18 protein-coding genes are annotated in these 20,048 nt (G+C 53.1%); 3 read left to right on the top strand and 15 right to left on the bottom strand.

Translation table 11 applies throughout. The annotated features are described in order from the left end of the window. Nucleotides 1–148 precede the first annotated feature (148 nt). Together bsmA and yjfN are read left to right on the top strand one after the other, a co-directional pair. On the top strand, nucleotides 149–478 hold the full coding sequence (bsmA, locus tag NNN64_RS01945) for a biofilm peroxide resistance protein BsmA (RefSeq protein WP_271440281.1): 330 nt from the start codon (nucleotides 149–151) through the stop codon (nucleotides 476–478). Nucleotides 479–625: 147 nt separating this feature from the next. Further along, nucleotides 626–901 (top strand): DUF1471 family protease activator YjfN, encoded by a 276-nt coding sequence (yjfN, locus tag NNN64_RS01940; protein ID WP_005134428.1) that lies wholly within the window; start codon nucleotides 626–628, stop codon nucleotides 899–901. Nucleotides 902–986: 85 nt separating this feature from the next. On the opposite strand, the gene NNN64_RS01935 is transcribed toward yjfN, so the two are convergent. From NNN64_RS01935 to nnr, 15 genes are all read right to left on the bottom strand, one after another. After that, complete coding sequence (locus tag NNN64_RS01935; RefSeq protein WP_271440280.1) at nucleotides 987–2,609, bottom strand: isovaleryl-CoA dehydrogenase; 1,623 nt, start codon at nucleotides 2,607–2,609, stop codon at nucleotides 987–989. Nucleotides 2,610–2,728: 119 nt separating this feature from the next. Next, nucleotides 2,729–3,460, bottom strand: coding sequence for a 23S rRNA (guanosine(2251)-2'-O)-methyltransferase RlmB (gene rlmB / locus NNN64_RS01930; RefSeq protein ID WP_271440279.1), 732 nt, complete (start codon nucleotides 3,458–3,460; stop codon nucleotides 2,729–2,731). A gap of 70 nt (nucleotides 3,461–3,530) precedes the next feature. Then, nucleotides 3,531–5,993, bottom strand: coding sequence for a ribonuclease R (gene rnr, locus NNN64_RS01925; RefSeq protein ID WP_271440278.1), 2,463 nt, complete (start codon nucleotides 5,991–5,993; stop codon nucleotides 3,531–3,533). Between the two features lie 38 nt (nucleotides 5,994–6,031). After that, complete coding sequence (gene nsrR / locus NNN64_RS01920; RefSeq protein ID WP_005134424.1) at nucleotides 6,032–6,457, bottom strand: nitric oxide-sensing transcriptional repressor NsrR; 426 nt, start codon at nucleotides 6,455–6,457, stop codon at nucleotides 6,032–6,034. Nucleotides 6,458–6,685: 228 nt separating this feature from the next. Then, nucleotides 6,686–7,984 carry an adenylosuccinate synthase gene (gene purA / locus NNN64_RS01915; protein WP_005134423.1) on the bottom strand — a complete coding sequence of 433 codons (1,299 nt, stop codon included), beginning with the start codon at nucleotides 7,982–7,984 and terminating at the stop codon, nucleotides 6,686–6,688. Nucleotides 7,985–8,086: 102 nt separating this feature from the next. Then, the gene (locus tag NNN64_RS01910) at nucleotides 8,087–8,284 is read right to left on the bottom strand and encodes a DUF2065 domain-containing protein (RefSeq protein ID WP_005122170.1); all 198 of its coding nucleotides are present in this window, start codon (nucleotides 8,282–8,284) and stop codon (nucleotides 8,087–8,089) included. Between the two features lie 83 nt (nucleotides 8,285–8,367). Continuing rightward, nucleotides 8,368–9,372: a protease modulator HflC gene (hflC, locus tag NNN64_RS01905; RefSeq protein ID WP_005122169.1), complete on the bottom strand. Its 1,005-nt coding sequence runs from the start codon at nucleotides 9,370–9,372 to the stop codon at nucleotides 8,368–8,370. A gap of 2 nt (nucleotides 9,373–9,374) precedes the next feature. Next, nucleotides 9,375–10,628: an FtsH protease activity modulator HflK gene (hflK, locus tag NNN64_RS01900; protein WP_271440277.1), complete on the bottom strand. Its 1,254-nt coding sequence runs from the start codon at nucleotides 10,626–10,628 to the stop codon at nucleotides 9,375–9,377. Nucleotides 10,629–10,817: 189 nt separating this feature from the next. Next, a complete protein-coding gene (gene hflX / locus NNN64_RS01895; protein ID WP_271440276.1) occupies nucleotides 10,818–12,098 on the bottom strand; it encodes a ribosome rescue GTPase HflX in 1,281 nt (426 codons plus the stop codon). 74 nt (nucleotides 12,099–12,172) lie between these two features. Beyond that, nucleotides 12,173–12,481 (bottom strand): RNA chaperone Hfq, encoded by a 309-nt coding sequence (gene hfq / locus NNN64_RS01890; protein WP_003025584.1) that lies wholly within the window; start codon nucleotides 12,479–12,481, stop codon nucleotides 12,173–12,175. A gap of 210 nt (nucleotides 12,482–12,691) precedes the next feature. Beyond that, nucleotides 12,692–13,642 (bottom strand): tRNA (adenosine(37)-N6)-dimethylallyltransferase MiaA, encoded by a 951-nt coding sequence (miaA, locus tag NNN64_RS01885; RefSeq protein WP_271440275.1) that lies wholly within the window; start codon nucleotides 13,640–13,642, stop codon nucleotides 12,692–12,694. Next, nucleotides 13,635–15,497 carry a DNA mismatch repair endonuclease MutL gene (gene mutL, locus NNN64_RS01880; RefSeq protein ID WP_271440274.1) on the bottom strand — a complete coding sequence of 621 codons (1,863 nt, stop codon included), beginning with the start codon at nucleotides 15,495–15,497 and terminating at the stop codon, nucleotides 13,635–13,637. Before mutL ends, miaA begins: the two co-directional genes overlap by 8 nt. A 9-nt stretch (nucleotides 15,498–15,506) precedes the next feature. Beyond that, on the bottom strand, nucleotides 15,507–16,838 hold the full coding sequence (gene amiB / locus NNN64_RS01875; protein ID WP_271440273.1) for an N-acetylmuramoyl-L-alanine amidase AmiB: 1,332 nt from the start codon (nucleotides 16,836–16,838) through the stop codon (nucleotides 15,507–15,509). 16 nt (nucleotides 16,839–16,854) lie between these two features. Continuing rightward, nucleotides 16,855–17,316: a tRNA (adenosine(37)-N6)-threonylcarbamoyltransferase complex ATPase subunit type 1 TsaE gene (tsaE, locus tag NNN64_RS01870; protein ID WP_271440272.1), complete on the bottom strand. Its 462-nt coding sequence runs from the start codon at nucleotides 17,314–17,316 to the stop codon at nucleotides 16,855–16,857. Further along, on the bottom strand, nucleotides 17,288–18,835 hold the full coding sequence (nnr, locus tag NNN64_RS01865; RefSeq protein WP_271440271.1) for a bifunctional ADP-dependent NAD(P)H-hydrate dehydratase/NAD(P)H-hydrate epimerase: 1,548 nt from the start codon (nucleotides 18,833–18,835) through the stop codon (nucleotides 17,288–17,290). Before nnr ends, tsaE begins: the two co-directional genes overlap by 29 nt. On the opposite strand from nnr, the gene queG reads away from it, so the two are divergent. Then, a complete protein-coding gene (gene queG / locus NNN64_RS01860; protein ID WP_271440270.1) occupies nucleotides 18,834–19,973 on the top strand; it encodes a tRNA epoxyqueuosine(34) reductase QueG in 1,140 nt (379 codons plus the stop codon). The genes nnr and queG overlap by 2 nt on opposite strands. Nucleotides 19,974–20,048: the final 75 nt, after the last annotated feature.

Here is a 20,048-nt window from a genome sequence, read left to right as displayed (position 1 = left end):
AAATACTTAACGCAAGTGAATGTGTTCAGCAATGATTCATAATGTTGAGAACTGGGTTACGCTTTCGCAACATTTTCATTCGAAAATCGCGTGAGAGATAACAATTCGGGAACATTCCCCTAAAGGGAATTTAATAAGGCACTACACTATGGCTATCAGGAAACGAGATAGAGTTATGCGTCGGTTTGCCTCTTTGTTGCTGGTGACGTTTTTAAGCGCCTGTAGCGTATTACAGGGTACACCACAACCTGCACCGCCCGTAGCCGACCACCCGCAAGAAATCCGCCGCGACCAGAGCAACGGGTTGCAGCGAATAGGGACAGTCAATGCGCTGGTAAGAGGCTCTCCAGATGATGCGCTGGCAGAGATCCGTGCCAAAGCCGTCGCGGCTAAAGCTGATTATTACGTTGTCTTATTAGTTGATGAGACCGTAGTGACAGGCCAATGGTATTCACAAGCTATTTTGTATCGTAAATAACATTGGGTTGAAATTTAGTCAGCTTTACATTGCTTTGCGCCCCTATGCGTTTACCTGTGCACAATAAACCAACAGCAGGGAGCTTGAGGTTTATTATCGCGATGGAATGCCCTGCCATGTGTAGGGGTACGAATAATGGAGCTGACGATGAAACAATCACTTGCCTTATCCTCACTGCTGCTTTCTGCCGGACTGGTCGGTACAACGGCGCAGTCTGCCGAGTTCGCCAGTGCTGACTGCGTAACAGGCCTGAACGAAATTGGCCTGATATCGGTCAGTAACATTGCAGGAAACCCGCAGGACGTAGAACGCGTTGTGGCGTTAAAAGCGGATGAACAAGGTGCCTCATGGTACCGGATTATTCAGATGTATGAAGAACAGCAGCCAGATAACTGGCGCGTACAGGCCATACTTTATGCATAACAAATTGCCGGATGGCGTAAACGTATCCTGCCGGTATTGAACGTAGGCAGAATACGACGCGACAGCATCGCCATCTGGCATAGTCTTACCGTATTCCTCCCGTCGCCCGCAGTAGCAAATCACTCTGCACCTGTGCAGACAACTGTTTTACACCACGCGTATCCAACATCATCTGACACCAGGCCTGCGCGACTGGCGGAGAGGCATAACGCAGTACCTGCGCGCCACACCCGAGCAGAAAAAGCTGCTGCGTAATCTCCCTCGCCAACGCCTCACTGGGCTTACGCAGGTGTTGCTGCAACTGACGCACCATCCGATCGTAATGACGATCTTGCCCTTTTACTTCGGCAAAAGCCTCACTGAGCATATCGTACATGCCGGGTTGTTTCGTCAGTACCCGCAATACATCAAGACACATGATGTTGCCGGAGCCTTCCCAGATACTGTTTACCGGCATTTCACGGTACAAACGCGGCAACTCACTCTCCTCGCAATAGCCAATTCCGCCCAGCACTTCCATCGCCTCGGCAACAAACGGCATGCCATTTTTGCAGATGGCAAATTTCGCTGCGGGTGTGAATAATCTGGCCCACAGGGCTTCTTTCGCATCGGTGCGGCGATCCCAGGCTCGCGCCAGCCGAAACAATAATGCGGTCTGCCCTTCCAACTGCAATGCCATTCGGCTTAGTACCTGACGCATCATCGGTTGTTCGATCAAAGGTTTACCAAATACCTGCCGCTGATGTGCATGATAAATCGCCACGGAAAAAGCACGTCGCATCATGCTGTGACTACCCAGCGCGCAGTCGAAACGCGTCATACCGCCCATTTTCAGGATGTGGCGAATACCTTCCCCTTCCTCGCCCAGCAGCCAGCCGATAGCATCCTGAAACTCGACCTCGCAACTGGCATTAGAACGGTTACCGAGCTTATCTTTCAGGCGTTCAAGGCGGATGGCGTTGCGTCGACCATCAGGTAAGAATCGCGGTACAAAGAAGCAGGATAAGCCCCCCCTTGTCTGCGCCAGTACCAAATGCGCATCGCTTTGCGGCACGGAGAAAAACCATTTATGTCCCACCAGGCGATATGAGCCATCTGCAAGACGTTCAGCCTGAGTGGTATTGCTCAGCACATCTGAACCCCCTTGCTTCTCCGTCATTCCCATACCAATCAGCACCCCACGCTTTTGTCCACCGGGCAGCAAATGTGAGTCATAGCGATCGCTGCGCAGAGGGGTAAACCAATCATGAAATTGTGAAGGTAGCATCTGCAGTAACAGCGGCGTGGCGGCAAAGGTCATGGTTATCGGGCACAAGGTGCCCGCCTCCACCTGCGCATGCAGCATAAAACGTGCAGCCCGGGCAACAAACGTGCCCTGCCTGGCCTCCTCTTCCCAGGCCAGGTTATGCACGCGGTTTGCGCACAATCCCTGCATCAGTAAATGCCACGCGGGATGAAACCGCACATCATCCAGTCGTTGCCCTTGCGGATCGTAACGCAATAATTCGGGGGGAAAGGCATTGGCCAGGCGGCCCAACTCAAGCGATTCCGCGGTCCCTAATTGCTGGCCAATACTGGCGAGAAGATCGCTGTCCCAGCCCGCGCCTTCGCGAGCAACGGCTTCACACAGTGCGCCATCGGACAGGTATAAGTTGCTGTTATTGAGCGGTACAGGTTGGTTAAAAACGGTATGCGTTTGCCAGTGCATTGTGTCTCCCTCCGTCAATGGCCGTCGCCATAAGTATGGTCAGTCAGAGAAGAGGATGCCTGGGATAAAGGTCACAAAAAAGCCATCCCGAAGGATGGCTTAAGAGAAGAGGGAATCAATTACCCGCGCTGACGGACGGCTTCAAACAAGCAAATTCCCGTCGCGACAGAGACGTTAAGCGATGAAACGCTCCCAGCCATTGGGATGCTGATCAGTTCATCACAATGTTCACGGGTCAGGCGACGCATACCTTCGCCCTCTGCGCCCATTACCAGTGCCAGACGCCCGGTCATTTTGCTCTGATACAGCGTATGGTCAGCTTCGCCCGCGGTACCAACAATCCAGATGTTCTCTTCCTGCAACATACGCATGGTGCGCGCCAGGTTGGTCACGCGGATCAGCGGTACGCTTTCTGCCGCGCCACAGGCAACTTTTTTCGCCGTCGCATTCAATTGTGCAGAACGATCTTTCGGCACGATCACCGCATGTACACCGGCAGCGTCTGCGCTACGCAGGCATGCGCCCAGGTTATGCGGATCGGTGACGCCATCGAGGATCAAAAAGAACGGCTGGTCAAGTTCCGAAATCAGATCCGGAAGATCGTTTTCCTGATACTGACGACCCGGCTTCACGCGCGCAATAATCCCCTGATGAACCGCACCCTCACTTTTCTCATCCAGGAACTGGCGGTTAGCTAACTGGATGACAACACCCTGTGCTTCCAGTGCATGGATCAGCGGCAGCAGACGTTTATCTTCGCGACCTTTGAGAATAAAGACGTCCTGAAAGCGCTCAGGCGCACGCTCCAACAGAGCCTGCACCGCATGGATGCCGTAAATCATTTCACTCATGAATGTACTCGTTAATAGTTTAGGTGTAACGCCGGGCGGCACGCTGGCCACCCGGCTTACGGTTTATGGCTTATTCCGTGACTTTCTTTTTCGCCGCGCGTTTGGCTTTGGTGGCGGCAGCGATTTTAAGCGTTTTCGCCGAAGGCTTTTTCGCTTTTTTGTCGCCTTTTTTCTCAGCCGCTTTTTTATCCGCCTGAGGTTTGGCTCTGCCTTTTTTCTCACCGCGGAAAGCACTGTCCGGCTCGAAATTCACCTTTTTGCCCATCTGGCGACGTTTACCGGTATTCTTACCTGCATCGCCTTTTTTGGCTTTTTCGCGCGCGGTTTTACCCTCATTGCGCGGAGCACGTTCGCTGGAAATCAGACTAAAGTCGATTTTGCGCTCGTCCATATTGACGGCTTCCACACGGACTTCCACACGATCGCCAAGACGATACATCTGACCGCTGGATTCGCCTGTCAGGCGTTGCCCTACCTGGTCAAAACGATAGTAGTCGTTATCCAGCGAGGAGACATGCACCAGACCGTCGATAAACAGCTCATCAAGACGAACAAAGAAGCCAAAACCCGTCACGCTGGCAATAACGCCCTTAAAGACATTACCGACCTGATCCAGCATAAAATCGCACTTCAGCCAATCAGAAACATCGCGCGTGGCTTCGTCAGCACGGCGCTCTGCCATCGAACAGTGCTGGCCCAGTTGCAGCATCTCTTCCATCGAATAATGGTAGCCCCCCGTCTCCGTGGTGTTACCTTTATGACCCTGCTCCTGCGCCAGCAGATATTTGATAGCACGGTGCAACGAGAGGTCCGGGTAACGACGAATCGGTGAGGTGAAGTGCGCATAAGATTGCAGCGCCAGACCAAAGTGACCACGGTTTTCCGGATCGTAAATGGCCTGTTTCATGGAGCGCAGCAACATAGTTTGCAGCATTTCTGCGTCAGGTCGGTCAGCAATCGACTCCAGCAGTTCAGCATAATCACGCGGCTCTGGTTTGTTACCGCCAGGCAGCTCCAGTCCCAGCTCGGCCAGTACCGAGCGGAAAGAATTAATCGCTTCGGTCGTTGGCTTATCGTGAATACGGAACAGTGCAGGCTCTTTGGCTTTCTCAACGAATCGCGCCGCTGAGATATTCGCCATGATCATGCACTCTTCAATCAGTTTGTGCGCGTCATTACGCTGCGTCTGTTCAATACGCTCGATACGGCGTTCAGCATTGAAGATAAACTTCGCTTCTTCACTTTCAAACGAGATACCGCCGCGCTCTTCACGCGCTTTATCCAGCACTTTGTAGAGGTTATGCAGCTCTTCAATATGTTTCACCAACGGCGCGTACTGCTCACGCAGTTCCTGATCGCCCTGCAGCATATGCCAGACTTTGGTGTAGGTCAGACGAGCATGGGAGCTCATTACCGCTTCGTAGAATTTAAAGCCGGTTAAACGACCTTTTGACGAAATGGTCATTTCGCACACCATACACAACCTGTCCACCTGCGGGTTGAGCGAACACAATCCGTTGGAAAGTACTTCCGGCAGCATCGGTACAACCTGCGACGGGAAGTACACGGATGTACCGCGGCTACGGGCTTCCTGGTCCAGCGGGGTCGGTGGGCGAACGTAATAACTTACGTCAGCAATCGCCACCCACAAACGCCAGCCGCCGCCACGCTTTTTCTCGCAATAGACGGCATCATCGAAATCACGCGCATCTTCACCATCGATTGTAACCAGCGGCAAATCACGCAAATCAACACGCCCGACTTTCGCTTCTTCCGGTACTTCTTCTTTCAGACCGGCGACCTGTTTCTCTACGGCCTGCGGCCAAATATAGGGAATTTCATGAGTACGCAGGGCCATATCAACGGCCATGCTGGTGCCCATATTATCGCCCAGCACTTCGACAATTTTACCCACCGCTTTGGTACGACGAGTCGGGCGCTGAGTGAGTTCAACCACCACCACAAAGCCCATACGGGCACCCATCACCTCTTCAGGCGGGATCAGGATGTCAAAACTCAGTCGGCTATCGTCCGGTACGACAAATCCCACACCAGCGTCAGTAAAGTAGCGACCAACAATCTGGCTAGTTTTCGGTACCAGCACGCGCACGATACGTGCTTCGCGGCGGCCTTTACGATCCGCACCCAGCGGTTGTGCCAGTACCTGATCGCCATGAATGCAGGTTTTCATCTGCTCGCTGGACAGGTACAAATCATCTTTGCGTCCTTCGACGCGCAAGAAACCGTAGCCATCACGATGGCCAATAACGGTGCCTTTTAGCAGGTCAAGACGCTCCGGCAGCGCGTAGCACTGACGACGGGTAAAGACCAGTTGCCCGTCACGCTCCATCGCGCGCAGGCGGCGACGCAGCGCTTCCAGCTGCTCTTCACCTTCAATATTGAGTTCAGCGGCCAGCTCATCGCGGTTGGCCGGTTTTTCACGTTTAGTTAAATGTTCGAGGATAAATTCCCGGCTCGGGATAGGGTTCGCGTATTTTTCAGCTTCGCGCTCCTGGAAAGGATCTTGTGACATCGAGGTTCCTCCATTGTCAGCTCTGATGAAGATTTTCGTCACTCCACCAGCAATAATTTATAAAGCGGTTGATTCTCTTCAACCAAATCAGCAAGTGTGTAGTTGTCCAGTTCCGTGAGAAAACTTTGCACTGCCTTAGAAAGCGCCTGCTTGAGTCGGCAGGCAGGGGTAATGTGGCAAAACTCGCTGCTACAGTTAACCAGCGATAAGGGTTCCAGCTCGCGAACCACATCACCAATTCCAATAGCCTTAGCCGGTTTGCCCAGGCGGATGCCGCCATTTTTTCCACGAATAGCAGTAACGAAGCCCGCCCGGCTAAGTTGATTGATTATTTTGACCATATGATTACGGGACACGCCGTAGACTTCTGTCACCTCAGAAATACTGGTCATACGTCCTTCGGGTAGCGACGCCATGTAGATTAGCGCACGTAATCCGTAATCGGTGAAACTTGTTAACTGCACATCAACCTCAGGAAAAGGGATAAAACGGATAAGCCTGGTAGTATTATTTATATTGATGATAAACCAGCCACCAGCCAGGTCGCTAATTTATTTCAGTTCGGGAAGGAAAAAAGCGAGGAATTCACTCTTTGTTAAGCCGGATGGCGGTGAAAAGCGCCTGATCCGGCCTACAAAATAACACATGTAGGCCTGATATGCGCAGCGCCAGCGGCACTGCGCCAAACATGATTATGCGTCGAACGGGTCGCGCAGGATCATGGTTTCAGTACGGTCTGGGCCAGTTGAGATAATATCAATCGGCACACCGGTCAGTTCTTCAATACGCTTGATGTAGTTCAGTGCTGCCTGCGGCAGACCACTACGTTCCTTCACACCAAAGGTGGATTCAGACCAGCCAGGCATGGTTTCGTAAATCGGCTCAATACCTTTCCAGTCGTCTGCTGCCAACGGAGTAGTCGTGACTTCGCGGCCATCCGGCATACGGTAAGCAACACAGATTTTCACCTCTTTCAAACCGTCCAGTACGTCCAGTTTGGTCAGGCAGAAGCCAGACAGGGAGTTAATCTGTACCGCACGGCGCACAGCGACGGAGTCCAGCCAGCCGGTACGACGACGGCGACCCGTCGTTGCGCCATACTCGTTACCTTGTTTGCACAGGAACTCGCCGACATCATCAAACAATTCAGTCGGGAACGGACCTGCACCTACACGGGTGGAGTATGCTTTGATGATACCCAGAACGTAGTCCACATAACGCGGACCCAGGCCGGAGCCGGTCGCCACGCCACCCGCAGTGGTGTTGGAGGACGTTACGTACGGATAGGTACCGTGGTCGATATCCAGCAGAGTACCCTGCGCACCTTCAAACATGACGAAATCGCCACGCTTACGCGCCTGATCCAGCAGATCGGAAACATCAACAACCATAGACGTCAGGATGTCGGCAATCGCCATCACATCATCCAGCACTTTCTGGTAGTCAACTGCTTCAACTTTGTAGAAATTCACCAACTGGAAGTTGTGATATTCCATCACTTCTTTCAGTTTTTCAGCGAAAGTTGCTTTATCAAACAGATCGCCAACGCGCAGACCGCGACGAGCCACTTTATCTTCATAAGCCGGGCCGATACCACGACCGGTGGTACCGATCGCTTTCTCACCGCGCGCTTTCTCACGAGCGTTATCTAACGCAACATGATAATCAAGGATCAGCGGACACGCTTCAGACAGCAGCAGGCGCTCACGAACCGGGATACCACGATCTTCCAGCCCTTTCATCTCTTTCATCAGCGCGGACGGAGACAGAACAACACCGTTACCGATGATGCTGGTTACATTCTCGCGAAGAATACCTGATGGAATAAGATGGAGGACGGTTTTTTCACCGTTGATTACGAGAGTATGGCCTGCGTTGTGACCGCCCTGGTAGCGCACAACATATTTAGCCCGTTCAGTCAGAAGATCGACGATCTTCCCTTTACCTTCGTCACCCCATTGGGTGCCCAGTACGACGACGTTGTTACCCATTTTTCAAAATCACCGTTTGCTTAAAAATGGATTCTACCACCGCTTTTTCAGATATACAGCACTTTTTGCATCCAAAAATCTGCAAATTAGTCTACTTATTGATCAGCCAATCGTTTTCCTCAACATGTAGTAGACGACAACGCCCGCGACCACAAGACCTCCACCAAAACGACGCAAAATATTTTCAGGAAGTTGTGCCATCGCCGAGATCATTTTCTTCCAGGCGCGGGGATACAGCATAGGACCCAAGCCTTCCAGCACCAAAACCAGCGCGAGCGCCAGCAAAATTGTTGAATTCATCCGTCGTCCTTATATAAAAAAGAAAACCACCGTATCCCTGGGGATACCGGTGGTTTTGCTGGTCTAAAACCGCTGGAACTATTTTAGCGTGTTGCGCTATTCGGCGTCTTCATGTAACGGAAGAAATCGCTGTCCGGGCTCATGACCATGACATCCTGGTTTCCTTCGAAGCTCTTCTCGTAAGCGCGCAGGCTACGGATGAAGGCATAGAAGTCAGGATCCTGACTGAACGCATCGGCAAACAATTTAGCGGCTTCTGCATCGCCTTCACCGCGCATAATGCGGCCCTGACGCTCAGACTCTGCCAGCGTTTTAGTGACTTCATAGTCCGCTGTTGCACGCAGTTTTTCCGCTTCTTCCTGACCCTGTGAACGATGGCGACGTGCTACCGCTTCACGCTCAGCGCGCATACGGTTGTAAATAGCCTCGGACACTTCAGCTGGCAGGTTGATTTGCTTGATACGCACATCGACCACTTCGATACCCAGTGCCGCCATACTGTTCGGGTTGATGACCGGGACTTTACCGTTCGTTTCAGCCTGCACACGTTCAGCCGCTTCGGCAATCGCGCTATCCGCCGCCGGAGTCGCGACTTCATCTTCTGTGCCAGCAGAACCGGAGTTCAACGCATCACGGACTTCCAGAGTCAAACGACCGCGGGAATCAGTAACGATATCTTTCACGTCCAGGCGACCGATTTCAGAACGCAGACGGTCAGAGAACTTACGTTTCAACAGCACTTCTGCCTGAGAAACATCGCCACCGCCCGTTGCCAGGTAGTAGCGGCTAAAGTCACTGATGCGCCACTTGATGTAGGAGTCAACGATCAGGTCTTTCTTCTCTTTGGTCACAAAGCGATCGGCCTGGTTGTCCATGGTCTGAATACGCGCATCCAGCATCTTAACGGATTCAATAAACGGAATCTTGAAGTGCAGGCCTGGTGCAACGACCAGCGGCTTGTTGTCATCGTCACGCAGAACTTTACCAAAGCGCAGGGTAATACCGCGCTCGCCTTCTTTGACCACAAAGACAGACATGAACAGAACTACCAGAACGATGATAATAATCGCAATAACTGACTTACGCATCGTTATTCCCCCTGACGCTGGTAGTCGTTACGCTGCGCATTCGCGCGGCGTTGGTCCATAATATCGCCCTGACTGGTGGACGAGGTGTTGCTTGCTCCAGTGCTGGAAGACGTTGCCGGTGGCAGACGCAGCAGATTTGAACTGCTGTCAGTCTTAGCTGCTGGCGCAGTACCGCCTTTCAGCATCTGATCCAACGGTAGAACCATCAGATTACTGCCCTTATCGTTAACCAGTACTTTACGGGTATGGCTCAGCACTTTTTCCATGGTTTCGATATACAGACGCTCGCGAGTAATCTGCGGTGCGGCTTTATATTCCGGCAGAATTTTTGCGAAGCGAGCCACTTCACCCTGTGCTTCCAGGATGGTCTGGGTCTTATACGCACGTGCTTCTTCCAGAATACGCTGCGCCTGACCGTTTGCACGAGGCTGAACTTCGTTGGTATACGCTTCTGCTTCACGGATGTACTGCTGCTCGTTTTCACGCGCTGCGATAGCATCATCAAACGCCGCTTTTACCTCTTCCGGCGGACGTGCAGCCTGGAAGTTGACGTCCAGCAGGGTGATACCCATATTGTACGGACGAATGGTTTCTTCCAGTTCACGCTGGGTATCGCTACGAATAACGGTACGCCCTTCGGTCAGGATACGATCCATGGTGTATTTACCGATGACCCCACGCAGGGCGCTGTCAGTTGCCTGACGCAGACTGTCATCCGCGCTGGTTACGCTGAACAGGTAACGCTGCGGATCGGTCACACGGTACTGCACGTTCATTTCAACGCGCACGACGTTTTCGTCTGATGTCAGCATCACGCCGGATGCGGCAAGTTCACGCACAGCTTCAACGTTGACCGGAGTCACTTCGTCGATAAAGGTCGGTTTCCAGTTCAGACCCGGCTCAACCAGATGGCTGAATTTACCGAAGCGTGTCACCACGCCACGTTCCGCTTCTTTAATGGTGTAGAAACCGCTAGCCGCCCAGATAATGACGATAGCTGCCGCTGCGATAGTAAAGACTCGGCCGCCCAGTTGCGGACGCGGGCCTTGTGATGAACTACCACCGCCAGAGCCAGTACCTTTACCGCCACCCAAACCACCGAGTTTTTTACTCAGTTTGCGGAAGATATCATCCAGATCGGGAGGTCCCTGATCGCGACCACCTTTGTTTCCATTTCCCTCAGGGTTGCCGCCAGGTTTGCTGCTTCCCCAGGGGTCGCGGTCTTGTCCGTTATTACCGGGCTGATTCCACGCCATTTTTGTGCTCCATATTTGTTATGCGATGCTATACCTGCGTCTTTTGCGCTGCAGATGCGTTGGCTACGTCTTTCAACCCCAGTCACATAGTTGACTATGTGCCTGGAGATTTCAGGACTTGCCGCCTTCCTGCCGCATAAAATCCACGAGGAATAGAGGCGAAAAAATCTTCAGGCCATATCCGTCAGGTCAGACAACATAGTCTTCCAGTGCCGGTTCTTGTTTACAGAGGCGACGCCAGTCTACGATCGGCATACGTACTTGCAGACCTACGCTACCGTCTTCCTCCATCCACTCTTTCTCTATTGCCTGAAGTTGGTAAAACCGGCTTCTCAGTCGCCCTTCCTGCGGCGGCAGACGCAACGTATGTTGCGCAACCTCACCGGAAAGTCGCTCTGTCAAAGCCTGAAAAAGCTGTGGTATGCCAATTCCCGTTTGCGCTGAGACCCACACGCGAATGGGTTTATTCTCTTCATCTCTGTCGATACGCGGTTCAAAATCATCCAGCATATCGATCTTATTCATTACCAGCAGCGTCGGGATTTCATTTGCATCGATCTCTTCAAGAACCGTGTCGACGGCCTCAATGTTTTCCTGCACACGAAAATCTGCCGCATCAATAACGTGCAACAGCAAGGTCGCCTGACGAGTCTCCTGCAAAGTGGCCTTAAACGCCGCCACCAGGTCGTGCGGCAAATGACGGATAAACCCTACAGTATCCGCCAGCACGGTTTCACCGACATCCGCAACGTCTATTCGGCGCAGCGTCGGATCCAGGGTCGCGAACAGTTGATCCGCTGCGTAGACCCGAGCTTCGGTTATCTGGTTGAACAGGGTGGATTTTCCGGCGTTGGTATATCCCACCAGTGATACGGTTGGGACATCCGCTTTCTTGCGCGACTGCCGCCCCTGCTCACGTTGCTTTTCAACTTTTTCCAGGCGCGACTGTATTTGCAAAATGCGATTACGCAGCAAACGACGGTCAGTTTCGAGCTGGGTTTCACCCGGACCACGCAAACCAATCCCGCCTTTTTGCCTTTCAAGGTGAGTCCAGCCACGGACCAGGCGTGTAGCCATATGGCGCAACTGCGCCAGCTCAACCTGCAACTTACCCTCATGGGTCCGCGCACGCTGGGCAAAAATATCTAAAATGAGACCAGTCCTGTCGATAACAAGACACTGGCATAACTGTTCCAGGTTACGTTCCTGGGCAGGGCTTAGAGCATGATCAAAAATCACCACCGCAGCGCCAGTCGCTTTTACGGCTTCGGCAATTTCGATTGCCTTACCTTCACCAACAAAAAACTTCGGGTGCGGTGCTTTACGGCTCCCGGTAATCACCTGCATTGCTTCGACACCGGCGGAAGAAACCAGAGATTCAAACTCCTGGAGGTCTTCCATATCTTTGTCTTGCGAAAAATAGATGTGTACCAGTACCGCCTGCTCACCGGCATCATAACGGTCAAACAAGCGTCAACCCCTCAATATATATCAACGGGGAACGCAGGATCTCTGGCTCCCCGTGTGTAAAACAGCCTAAAACCTTATTCGGTTTCTTCGCTGTCCTGTTGCGCTGATGAACCCTGCGCGTTGCTACCGTGATGGTAGTTGCTGCCAGTGCCGCCGGTGGCATTATTGCTGTGATGAGAAACCGGGCGAGACGGGACAACAGTGGAAATCGCGTGCTTATAGACCATCTGGCTGACCGTGTTTTTCAACAGGATCACGAACTGATCAAAAGACTCGATTTGACCTTGCAGCTTAATACCATTCACCAAATAAATAGAAACTGGAACACGTTCCCGACGCAGTGCGTTCAGGAACGGATCTTGTAAAGATTGCCCCTTAGCCATTCTCTCTTTTCCTTATATGCTTATTTGTACTTAATACACTTGATCCTTCAGGTTGCCTCTACGTTAGCGACGTTCGTTCACCCCTGTCACTTACTTGAGTAAGCTCCTGGGGATTCACTCTCTTGCTGTCTTGATGCAACTTGAATGACTTTGCGTATTGAACCTTATGGTTCTGAAAAATTGCGCACGATACGTTTCAATTGTACACATTCAGTTCGCGATAGCACCAACAACCTGTAATACTTCGTTTCGCGCCTGGTCAGGCTTTTCACTGTCAAGCCAGTGCACCCCTTCCCAACCACGCAACCAGGTTATCTGCCGCTTCGCTAACTGCCTCGTGGCGCAAACACCTCTATAAACCATTTCATCGTATGAAATTTCGCCTTCAATGTATGACCACATCTGGCGATACCCTACACAACGAATGGAAGGCAAATCCGTATGCAAATCTCCTCGGGCAAAAAGCGCCCGGACTTCTGCTTCAAAACCTGAAGCTAACATCTGATGAAAACGCTGCTCAATTCGCTGATGGAGCAATTCACGGCTCGCCGGAGCGATCGCAAACTGGTGCACCTCATACGGCAAAGCATCTCCTGACGTTTGCGTCAGCTCCGTTAAAGTTTTACCCGAAATGAAAAAAACTTCCAGTGCCCGGGAAAGTCTTTGCGGATCATTTGGATGAATCCGCGCCGCAGCTACCGGGTCAATCTCCTGAAGCTGTCGGTGTAACGCGTCCCATCCAAGCTCTGCCGCCTGCTGCTCGATTCTGGCCCTGACCTCCGAGTCCGCCGACGGTAACGGTGACAACCCTTCAAGCAACGCTTTGAAATATAACATTGTGCCACCCACTAACAGCGGGATACGCCCCGCTGCGGTGATATCGGCCATCTCGGCTAGCGCATCGCGACGAAAATCCGCTGCAGAATACGCTTGCGCCGGATCACGAATATCCAGCAATCGGTGTGGTGCGGCCTTCAATTCATCAGCATCAGGCTTCGCGGTGCCGATATCCATCCCCTTGTAAATAAGGGCGGAATCAACGCTTATCAACTCTACAGGCAAAACTTTACGCAATTCAATTGCTAATGCCGTTTTACCGGAGGCCGTCGGCCCCATTAAAAAAATTGCCTTTGGCAGGCTCGCCTTACAGGTATCACTCATGTTTCAGGGCGTTCATTACCGAATGTAAATCAACAGGTTGTAACAGACCACCCGGCGGCGCCTTCACGAGTTGTGGGCATAGCCGCTCAACATCCGCCAACAGCGTAATCGCCTGAGCCATGCTCCACTGCGGATGCTCGCTCATCAGATTACGTGCAATCCACTGCGCAATGTTGCCCGGTTCAAATACGGTTTGCTGCGCCAGGTAGCCTATCAGTTCAGGAATCAAGATTTGTAAATTTTGTTGGCGTAAGGGTAAAGGCACCGCTCGGATGGTCACATGCTGCGCATCCAGCTGAAATTCAATCCCCAAATCAGCCAGTTGGCTTTGTCCTTTTTGCAACGCGGCTTTTTCATCAGCGGTGACTTTTAGACGCAATGGGATCAGCAGCGGCTGAGCGCAAACAGGACCCTGCCCAGGCGTAAGCTGCGCCTGACGCAACCACCGTTCCGCAACAGGTAACGCCAGCAGCCGAATCTGGCCATCGCTTTCCAGTAATGCACAGTCTGTCCCTACGATAGTCAGCACCCGTCCAAACCCCTGACTGTTGCCGGTAAGAGGTACCGTCGGTGTTTCAGCGACCGGTGGTTTGTGCATCGGAGCCGGTGTCTGCAGCAGGCGCTGATAAATTTCGCCTTGCTGCTTTTGATATCCAGGCTGGGCATGCGGCCAACTGGCGCTTGCCTGCCCCTGGCGACCACTCCCACTACTGGAAGAGGCAGAATAATGGGGAGTAGCAGGTTCACGCGCTGGCGCAGGTTCGGCAAAATGGTTACGCCCTGCCGCCACGCGATTTTCCGGGATGTGTCTCGGGGCGAGTTCTTCGTCATCAACCAACGGCAGCGAGGTTTCCAACTGCTGTTGCAGGACGCTTAACACCCCTTGATAAATAAAATCATGCACCAGACGAGACTGGTGAAAGCGTACCTCATGTTTGGCTGGATGCACGTTTACATCCACCTGATGCGGGTCAATTTCCAGATACAGTACAAATGCGGGTTGCTGATCGGCGCCAAGCTTATCTTCACAAGCCTGGCGAATGGCATGGTTGATCAGTCTATCGCGCATCATCCGGCCATTCACATAGCAATACTGGATTTCCGCCAGCGCCGCCGTCGTGTGGTTCGGATCGGCCACCCAGCCGCGCAGCGCCAAATCGCCATGCTGCCATTCAATCGCCAGAGCATGCTCCAGAAACGGTGTCCCGCAAATAGCACCCAGTCGGCGCTCTTTTTGTCCATCCGCCGCGACAGCACGATACTGGCGCACCATTTTGCCGTTGTGCGACAGATTAATCGTCACATCGAAACGCGCCAACGCAATGCGGCGGATAATTTCGTCGATGTGGTTAAATTCCGTTTTCTCCGTGCGCATAAACTTGCGTCGTGCTGGCGTGTTGTAAAACAGATCCAGTACTTCCAGCGTGGTACCCACCGGATGCGCAGCGGGTTTAACCGTCACATCCATGTCACGCCCTTCAGCATAGGCCTGCCAGGCTTCGGGTTGTTCTTGCGTACGCGATGTCAGTGTTAAACGGGAAACCGAGCTGATACTCGCCAGTGCCTCTCCACGAAATCCAAGGCTTACAATCGCTTCGAGATCGTCAAGCGAGGCAATTTTACTGGTGGCGTGACGCGCCAGCGCCAGCGCCAGCTCGTCTTTTTTAATCCCACAGCCGTTGTCACGAATACGGATAAGCTTCGCCCCGCCGCGTTCGATATCAATATCAATGCGCGTTGCACCCGCATCGATGCTGTTTTCTACCAGCTCTTTAACCACCGACGCAGGTCGTTCCACCACCTCGCCTGCGGCAATCTGGTTCGCCAGCTGTGGCGGTAGAACCTGAATCGGCATGGCTAATCCTTAGTTTGTTAACGTGCTGCCAGGCGATACGGCACTGGCAGTTTGCGCCGGTGCGCCCTGTGGGCCGGTTTGCATCGGATGCGCCTGGAAATAGTTACGCAGTCCTTTGTAAATCGCCTCGGCCAGCTGCTGCTGGTAATCATCGCTTGCCAACAGCCGTTCTTCGCTGTTGTTACTGATAAAACCGGTTTCGACCAGGACTGACGGGATATCCGGCGAGCGCAATACGCCAAGGCTGGCGTGTTCCGGGCGGCGTTTATGCATCGAACCAATACGTTCTAACTGACCGATCATGCTGGTCGCCACATCATAGCCGACACGTTGCGAATGACCGAACTGCAGGTCCAGTACGGCCTGACTGAGATAGGGGTCAGACTGGCTGTTAGCCAGCACATCACCCGCGCCGCCCAGCAGTTCCGACTGTTTCTCGTGCTGCTCCAGCCAACCGGCCATTTCACTGTTGGCACGACGGTTTGACAGCACCCATACGGAAGCGCCTGTCGCATCGCGGTTTGGTGCGGCATCCGCATGAATAGAGACCAGGAAGTTGGCATTTTGTTTACGCGCAACATCAGAACGGCCCATCACTGAGATAAAGTAATCGCCGTCACGGGTGAGTACCCCCTTAAACATCGGATCATCATTCAGCAAGCCGCGCAGTTTGCGTGCAACAGCGATAGTGACGTTTTTCTCGCGTGTACCACCAGGGCCGATCGCCCCTGGGTCCTGTCCGCCGTGTCCGGCATCGATAGCAATAACAACTTTATCGCCGTTGCTGACGCGAGCCTGAGCTGCCGGTCTCGTGGCCGTATTGCTGCTGGTCACCGCGGTGGTGCGATCATTTTCTGCTTTAAACGGATTACGTGCTGGCTCAACGGGACGCGGAGCAACAACCGGTGCCTCGACACGCTTGACCACCACAGGTGGCGGCGGTGGCGGTGGCGGCGCATCCGCTTTAATCGTAAACACAACGGTGTAATTGCCACCGTTTTGTCGTTTTACGGCTTCTGCTTTTCCGTTTTCGGTTAAATCGACAACCAGCCGCAGAGACTGGGCATCATTTGGCGTACCCGAACGGATCGCCTTCACCAGATTATTGCCGCTGAACAGCAGTGGTAATCCCTGAATCACACCGGTTTGTTTAATATCCAGCGTGACCGTTCGTTTCCCCTCCTGTGACACAGCGTATTCCGGCTCACCGATAAAGCTCAGCGTAATCCGCGCCTGTTGATCGCCATTGGAAACCTGAAGATCGGAGAGGCTGGCGGCCCCTGCCTGCGCGCACAGCAGGACCAGGGTTGCCATCAGCCAGTTTCTGATGCGATAAATCATCCCGCCACCCTTAAGGTTAATCGGCCAAACGCGCCAGCAATAAATCACCCGATGAGGAGACCGCACTTACGCGCGCCTCACGACCTTGCGCCTGATATTCAATGTGTATTTCGACGTCCGGGTCTGGCAGTACACCTTTACCTTGTTGCGGCCATTCCACCAGGCAGATGGCATCATTGGCAAAATAATCGCGGATCCCCATAAATTCCAGCTCCTCCGGGTCCGCAAGGCGATACAGGTCGAAGTGATAGACCATTAAATTATCGAGTGCATAGGGTTCGACCAGTGTGTAGGTCGGGCTTTTTACATTACCTTTGTGACCTAACGCCTGCAGAAATCCCCGACTGAAGGTCGTTTTACCCGCCCCCAGGTCGCCATATAAATAAATAACCGTCGCGCCGTCACAGGCTTTGGCTACCCGCTGTCCCAGGTCTAAAGTTGCCTGCTCATCAGGTAGTGGAATTACTCGATTCATCATGATAAACGTCAATCACATCAGGGTTAACAATACGCTGTAGCGTGGTAAAGAGATCTGTCGCCAGCATGCCGCGCATACCAAAACGCGCTGCCAGTACATCCGCCGCCGCACCGTGCGCAACACATCCCGCACACGCTGCATCATACGGGGTAAGCTTCTGTCCGAGCAATGCGCCAATAATACCGGAAAGCACATCCCCCATCCCGCCGCTGGCCATTCCGGCATTGCCGGCATCAATAATACTCAATGCAGCCTGTTCAGAGGCGACAACCGTCCCCGCGCCTTTCAGCACCACCACACCTCCGTACCGTTTTACCAGACGTTGTGCACAAAGTAAGCGATCGTCCTCAATTTCTGCAATGGAACAACCCAGCAGCCGTGCTGCCTCACCCGGATGCGGCGTGATCACGCGATTGTGACGTTTATCGGGATTGATTGCCAGCAGGTTAAGCGCATCGGCATCCCAGAGCATCGGTTTGCGAAAATTCTCGACCTTTTGCAATGCTTTTTTGCCCCACTCCTGCTGTCCAAGACCAGGACCAATCACCACGACATCCGCCCACGCCAAACCCTCTTCCAGCGTCTTTGGCATTAGCGTATCGACCATGAGTTCCGGTCGGGCAGTCAAAATGGGGGCGATATTTTCACTGCGCGTCAGTACTTTGACCAATCCAGCCCCCGCACGCAGCGCCGCTTCACCGGCCATACGAATGGCCCCCCCCGTGCCGTGGTCACCGCCAATAATGACCAACCGACCATGGGAACCTTTGTGTGAGGTAGGTCGACGTGGTGTTAACCAATGCGCAAGCTGCGAGGCTTCATAACGCTGAATCGGCGCATCTTGCCTGGCAAGCCAGGCGTCCAACCCAAGCGCGTTAAAGTGCAGATGTCCGGTAACATCGCGCGCTTTGCCAGTTAACAGCCCTGGTTTCAACGCAATAAAGGTGACGGTATGCGCTGCGTTTATCACCGCCCCCGGTGTCGCTCCTGTTTGTGCCAGCAGACCAGAAGGAATGTCTACGGCGACGATGGGGGCAGGATGGGTATTGGCATGCTCAATCAGCGTCCGGAGAGGTTCGCGCGGAGCCTGTTTTAAACCGGTCCCCAACAGCGCGTCGATAATGACATCCACACGACCTGGCCAGACGATATCTGTAGAATGGATGACGCCCCCCGCATTAAGCCAGGCATCGCGCGCCTGCTGTGCTTCCTCGGGAAGCGTTTTATCGCTCTCCTGCGCCAGCAATGTGACATCAATACCCAGCGCTTTAGCGAGTCTTGCCACCACATACCCATCACCGCCATTGTTACCGTGGCCGCATAGCACCAGCCAGTGTTGAGCGTGCGGATATGCGTTCCGGGTAGCCTGAAACACAGCCTCTCCCGCGCGCAGCATCAGTTCATAAAGCGTCAGCCCTAAGTTGTCTGCCGCCTCTCGTTCCATCCGTTTGATGTCATCGGCGTGCCAGATGGAGTGTGGTATACTTGCGAGGTTTTTCTTCATTGTATGGTCCGTCATGTCAGAGCCCCTCGATCTCAATCAGTTAGCGCAAAATATTAAACAGTGGGGGCTGGAACTTGGCTTTCAGCAGGTCGGTATTACCGATACCGACCTCAGCGAAGCCGAACCCAAACTGCAGGCCTGGCTGGATAAACACTATCACGGCGAGATGGACTGGATGGCCCGTCACGGCATGATGCGCGCCCGACCTCATGAATTATTGCCCGGTACATTACGCGTTATCAGCGTGCGAATGAACTATCTTCCTGCCAACGCGGCCTTTGCCAGCACGTTGAAAAACCCCTCCCTGGGTTACGTCAGCCGTTACGCGCTTGGACGTGACTACCATAAGTTGCTACGTAACCGCTTAAAAAAGCTGGGCGAGATGATTCAACAGCACTGCGCTTCGCTGAATTTTAGACCTTTTGTCGATTCAGCGCCCATTCTTGAGCGTCCACTGGCGGAAAAAGCCGGGCTTGGCTGGACAGGTAAGCACTCACTTATCCTCAACCGTGAGGCTGGCTCATTCTTCTTTCTCGGTGAGTTACTGATCGATTTGCCTCTCCCGGTTGATAAGCCAGTCGAAGAAGGATGCGGCAAATGCGTGGCCTGTATGACCATTTGTCCTACCGGCGCTATCGTTGAACCCTACACGGTGGATGCGCGCCGCTGTATCTCTTATCTCACGATCGAACTGGAAGGCGCGATCCCGGAAGAGTTTCGTCCGCTACTGGGGAACCGCATCTATGGCTGCGATGACTGCCAGCTCATCTGCCCCTGGAATCGCTATTCGCAGTTGACGGCAGAGGATGACTTCAATCCGCGCAAGCAGCTTCATGCTCCGGAGTTAATAGAACTATTTAGCTGGAGCGAGGCGTGGTTTTTGAAAGTCACGGAGGGATCTGCCATTCGTCGTATTGGCCATCTGCGCTGGCTGCGCAATATCGCCGTTGCGCTGGGAAATGCCCCCTGGGATGAAGCCGTAATCAATGCGCTGGAAACCCGCAGAGGTGAGCACCCACTTCTCGACGAGCACATATCATGGGCGATTGCCCGGCAAATTGAGAAGCGAAATGCCTGCGTAGTGGAAGTACAGTTACCGAAGAAACAACGCCTGGTCAGGGTCGTTGAAAAAGGATTGCCGCGCGATGCTTAAATCATCCACAGCTTGTGTATAAAAATAAAAACACATTGATATTCAAGAGGGAAAAAATCGTCAAGTGATCGCATT

The organism is Citrobacter sp. Igbk 14 (assembly GCF_028069825.1).
In the GTDB taxonomy this organism is placed as follows: domain Bacteria; phylum Pseudomonadota; class Gammaproteobacteria; order Enterobacterales; family Enterobacteriaceae; genus Citrobacter.
The sequence above is the reverse complement of the archived record's forward strand: the minus strand, read 5'-3'. Positions and strand labels throughout refer to the sequence as shown.

Coding starts and splice junctions, on each gene's coding strand:
- bsmA (WP_271440281.1), top strand. CDS start 149: ATGGCTATCAGGAAACGAGATAGAGTTATGCGTCGGTTTGCCTCTTTG.
- yjfN (WP_005134428.1), top strand. CDS start 626: ATGAAACAATCACTTGCCTTATCCTCACTGCTGCTTTCTGCCGGACTG.
- NNN64_RS01935 (WP_271440280.1), bottom strand. CDS start 2,609: ATGCACTGGCAAACGCATACCGTTTTTAACCAACCTGTACCGCTCAAT.
- rlmB (WP_271440279.1), bottom strand. CDS start 3,460: ATGAGTGAAATGATTTACGGCATCCATGCGGTGCAGGCTCTGTTGGAG.
- rnr (WP_271440278.1), bottom strand. CDS start 5,993: ATGTCACAAGATCCTTTCCAGGAGCGCGAAGCTGAAAAATACGCGAAC.
- purA (WP_005134423.1), bottom strand. CDS start 7,984: ATGGGTAACAACGTCGTCGTACTGGGCACCCAATGGGGTGACGAAGGT.
- NNN64_RS01910 (WP_005122170.1), bottom strand. CDS start 8,284: ATGAATTCAACAATTTTGCTGGCGCTCGCGCTGGTTTTGGTGCTGGAA.
- hflC (WP_005122169.1), bottom strand. CDS start 9,372: ATGCGTAAGTCAGTTATTGCGATTATTATCATCGTTCTGGTAGTTCTG.
- hflK (WP_271440277.1), bottom strand. CDS start 10,628: ATGGCGTGGAATCAGCCCGGTAATAACGGACAAGACCGCGACCCCTGG.
- hfq (WP_003025584.1), bottom strand. CDS start 12,481: ATGGCTAAGGGGCAATCTTTACAAGATCCGTTCCTGAACGCACTGCGT.
- miaA (WP_271440275.1), bottom strand. CDS start 13,642: ATGAGTGATACCTGTAAGGCGAGCCTGCCAAAGGCAATTTTTTTAATG.
- mutL (WP_271440274.1), bottom strand. CDS start 15,497: ATGCCGATTCAGGTTCTACCGCCACAGCTGGCGAACCAGATTGCCGCA.
- amiB (WP_271440273.1), bottom strand. CDS start 16,838: ATGATTTATCGCATCAGAAACTGGCTGATGGCAACCCTGGTCCTGCTG.
- tsaE (WP_271440272.1), bottom strand. CDS start 17,316: ATGATGAATCGAGTAATTCCACTACCTGATGAGCAGGCAACTTTAGAC.
- queG (WP_271440270.1), top strand. CDS start 18,834: ATGTCAGAGCCCCTCGATCTCAATCAGTTAGCGCAAAATATTAAACAG.
- nnr (WP_271440271.1), bottom strand. CDS start 18,835: ATGACGGACCATACAATGAAGAAAAACCTCGCAAGTATACCACACTCC.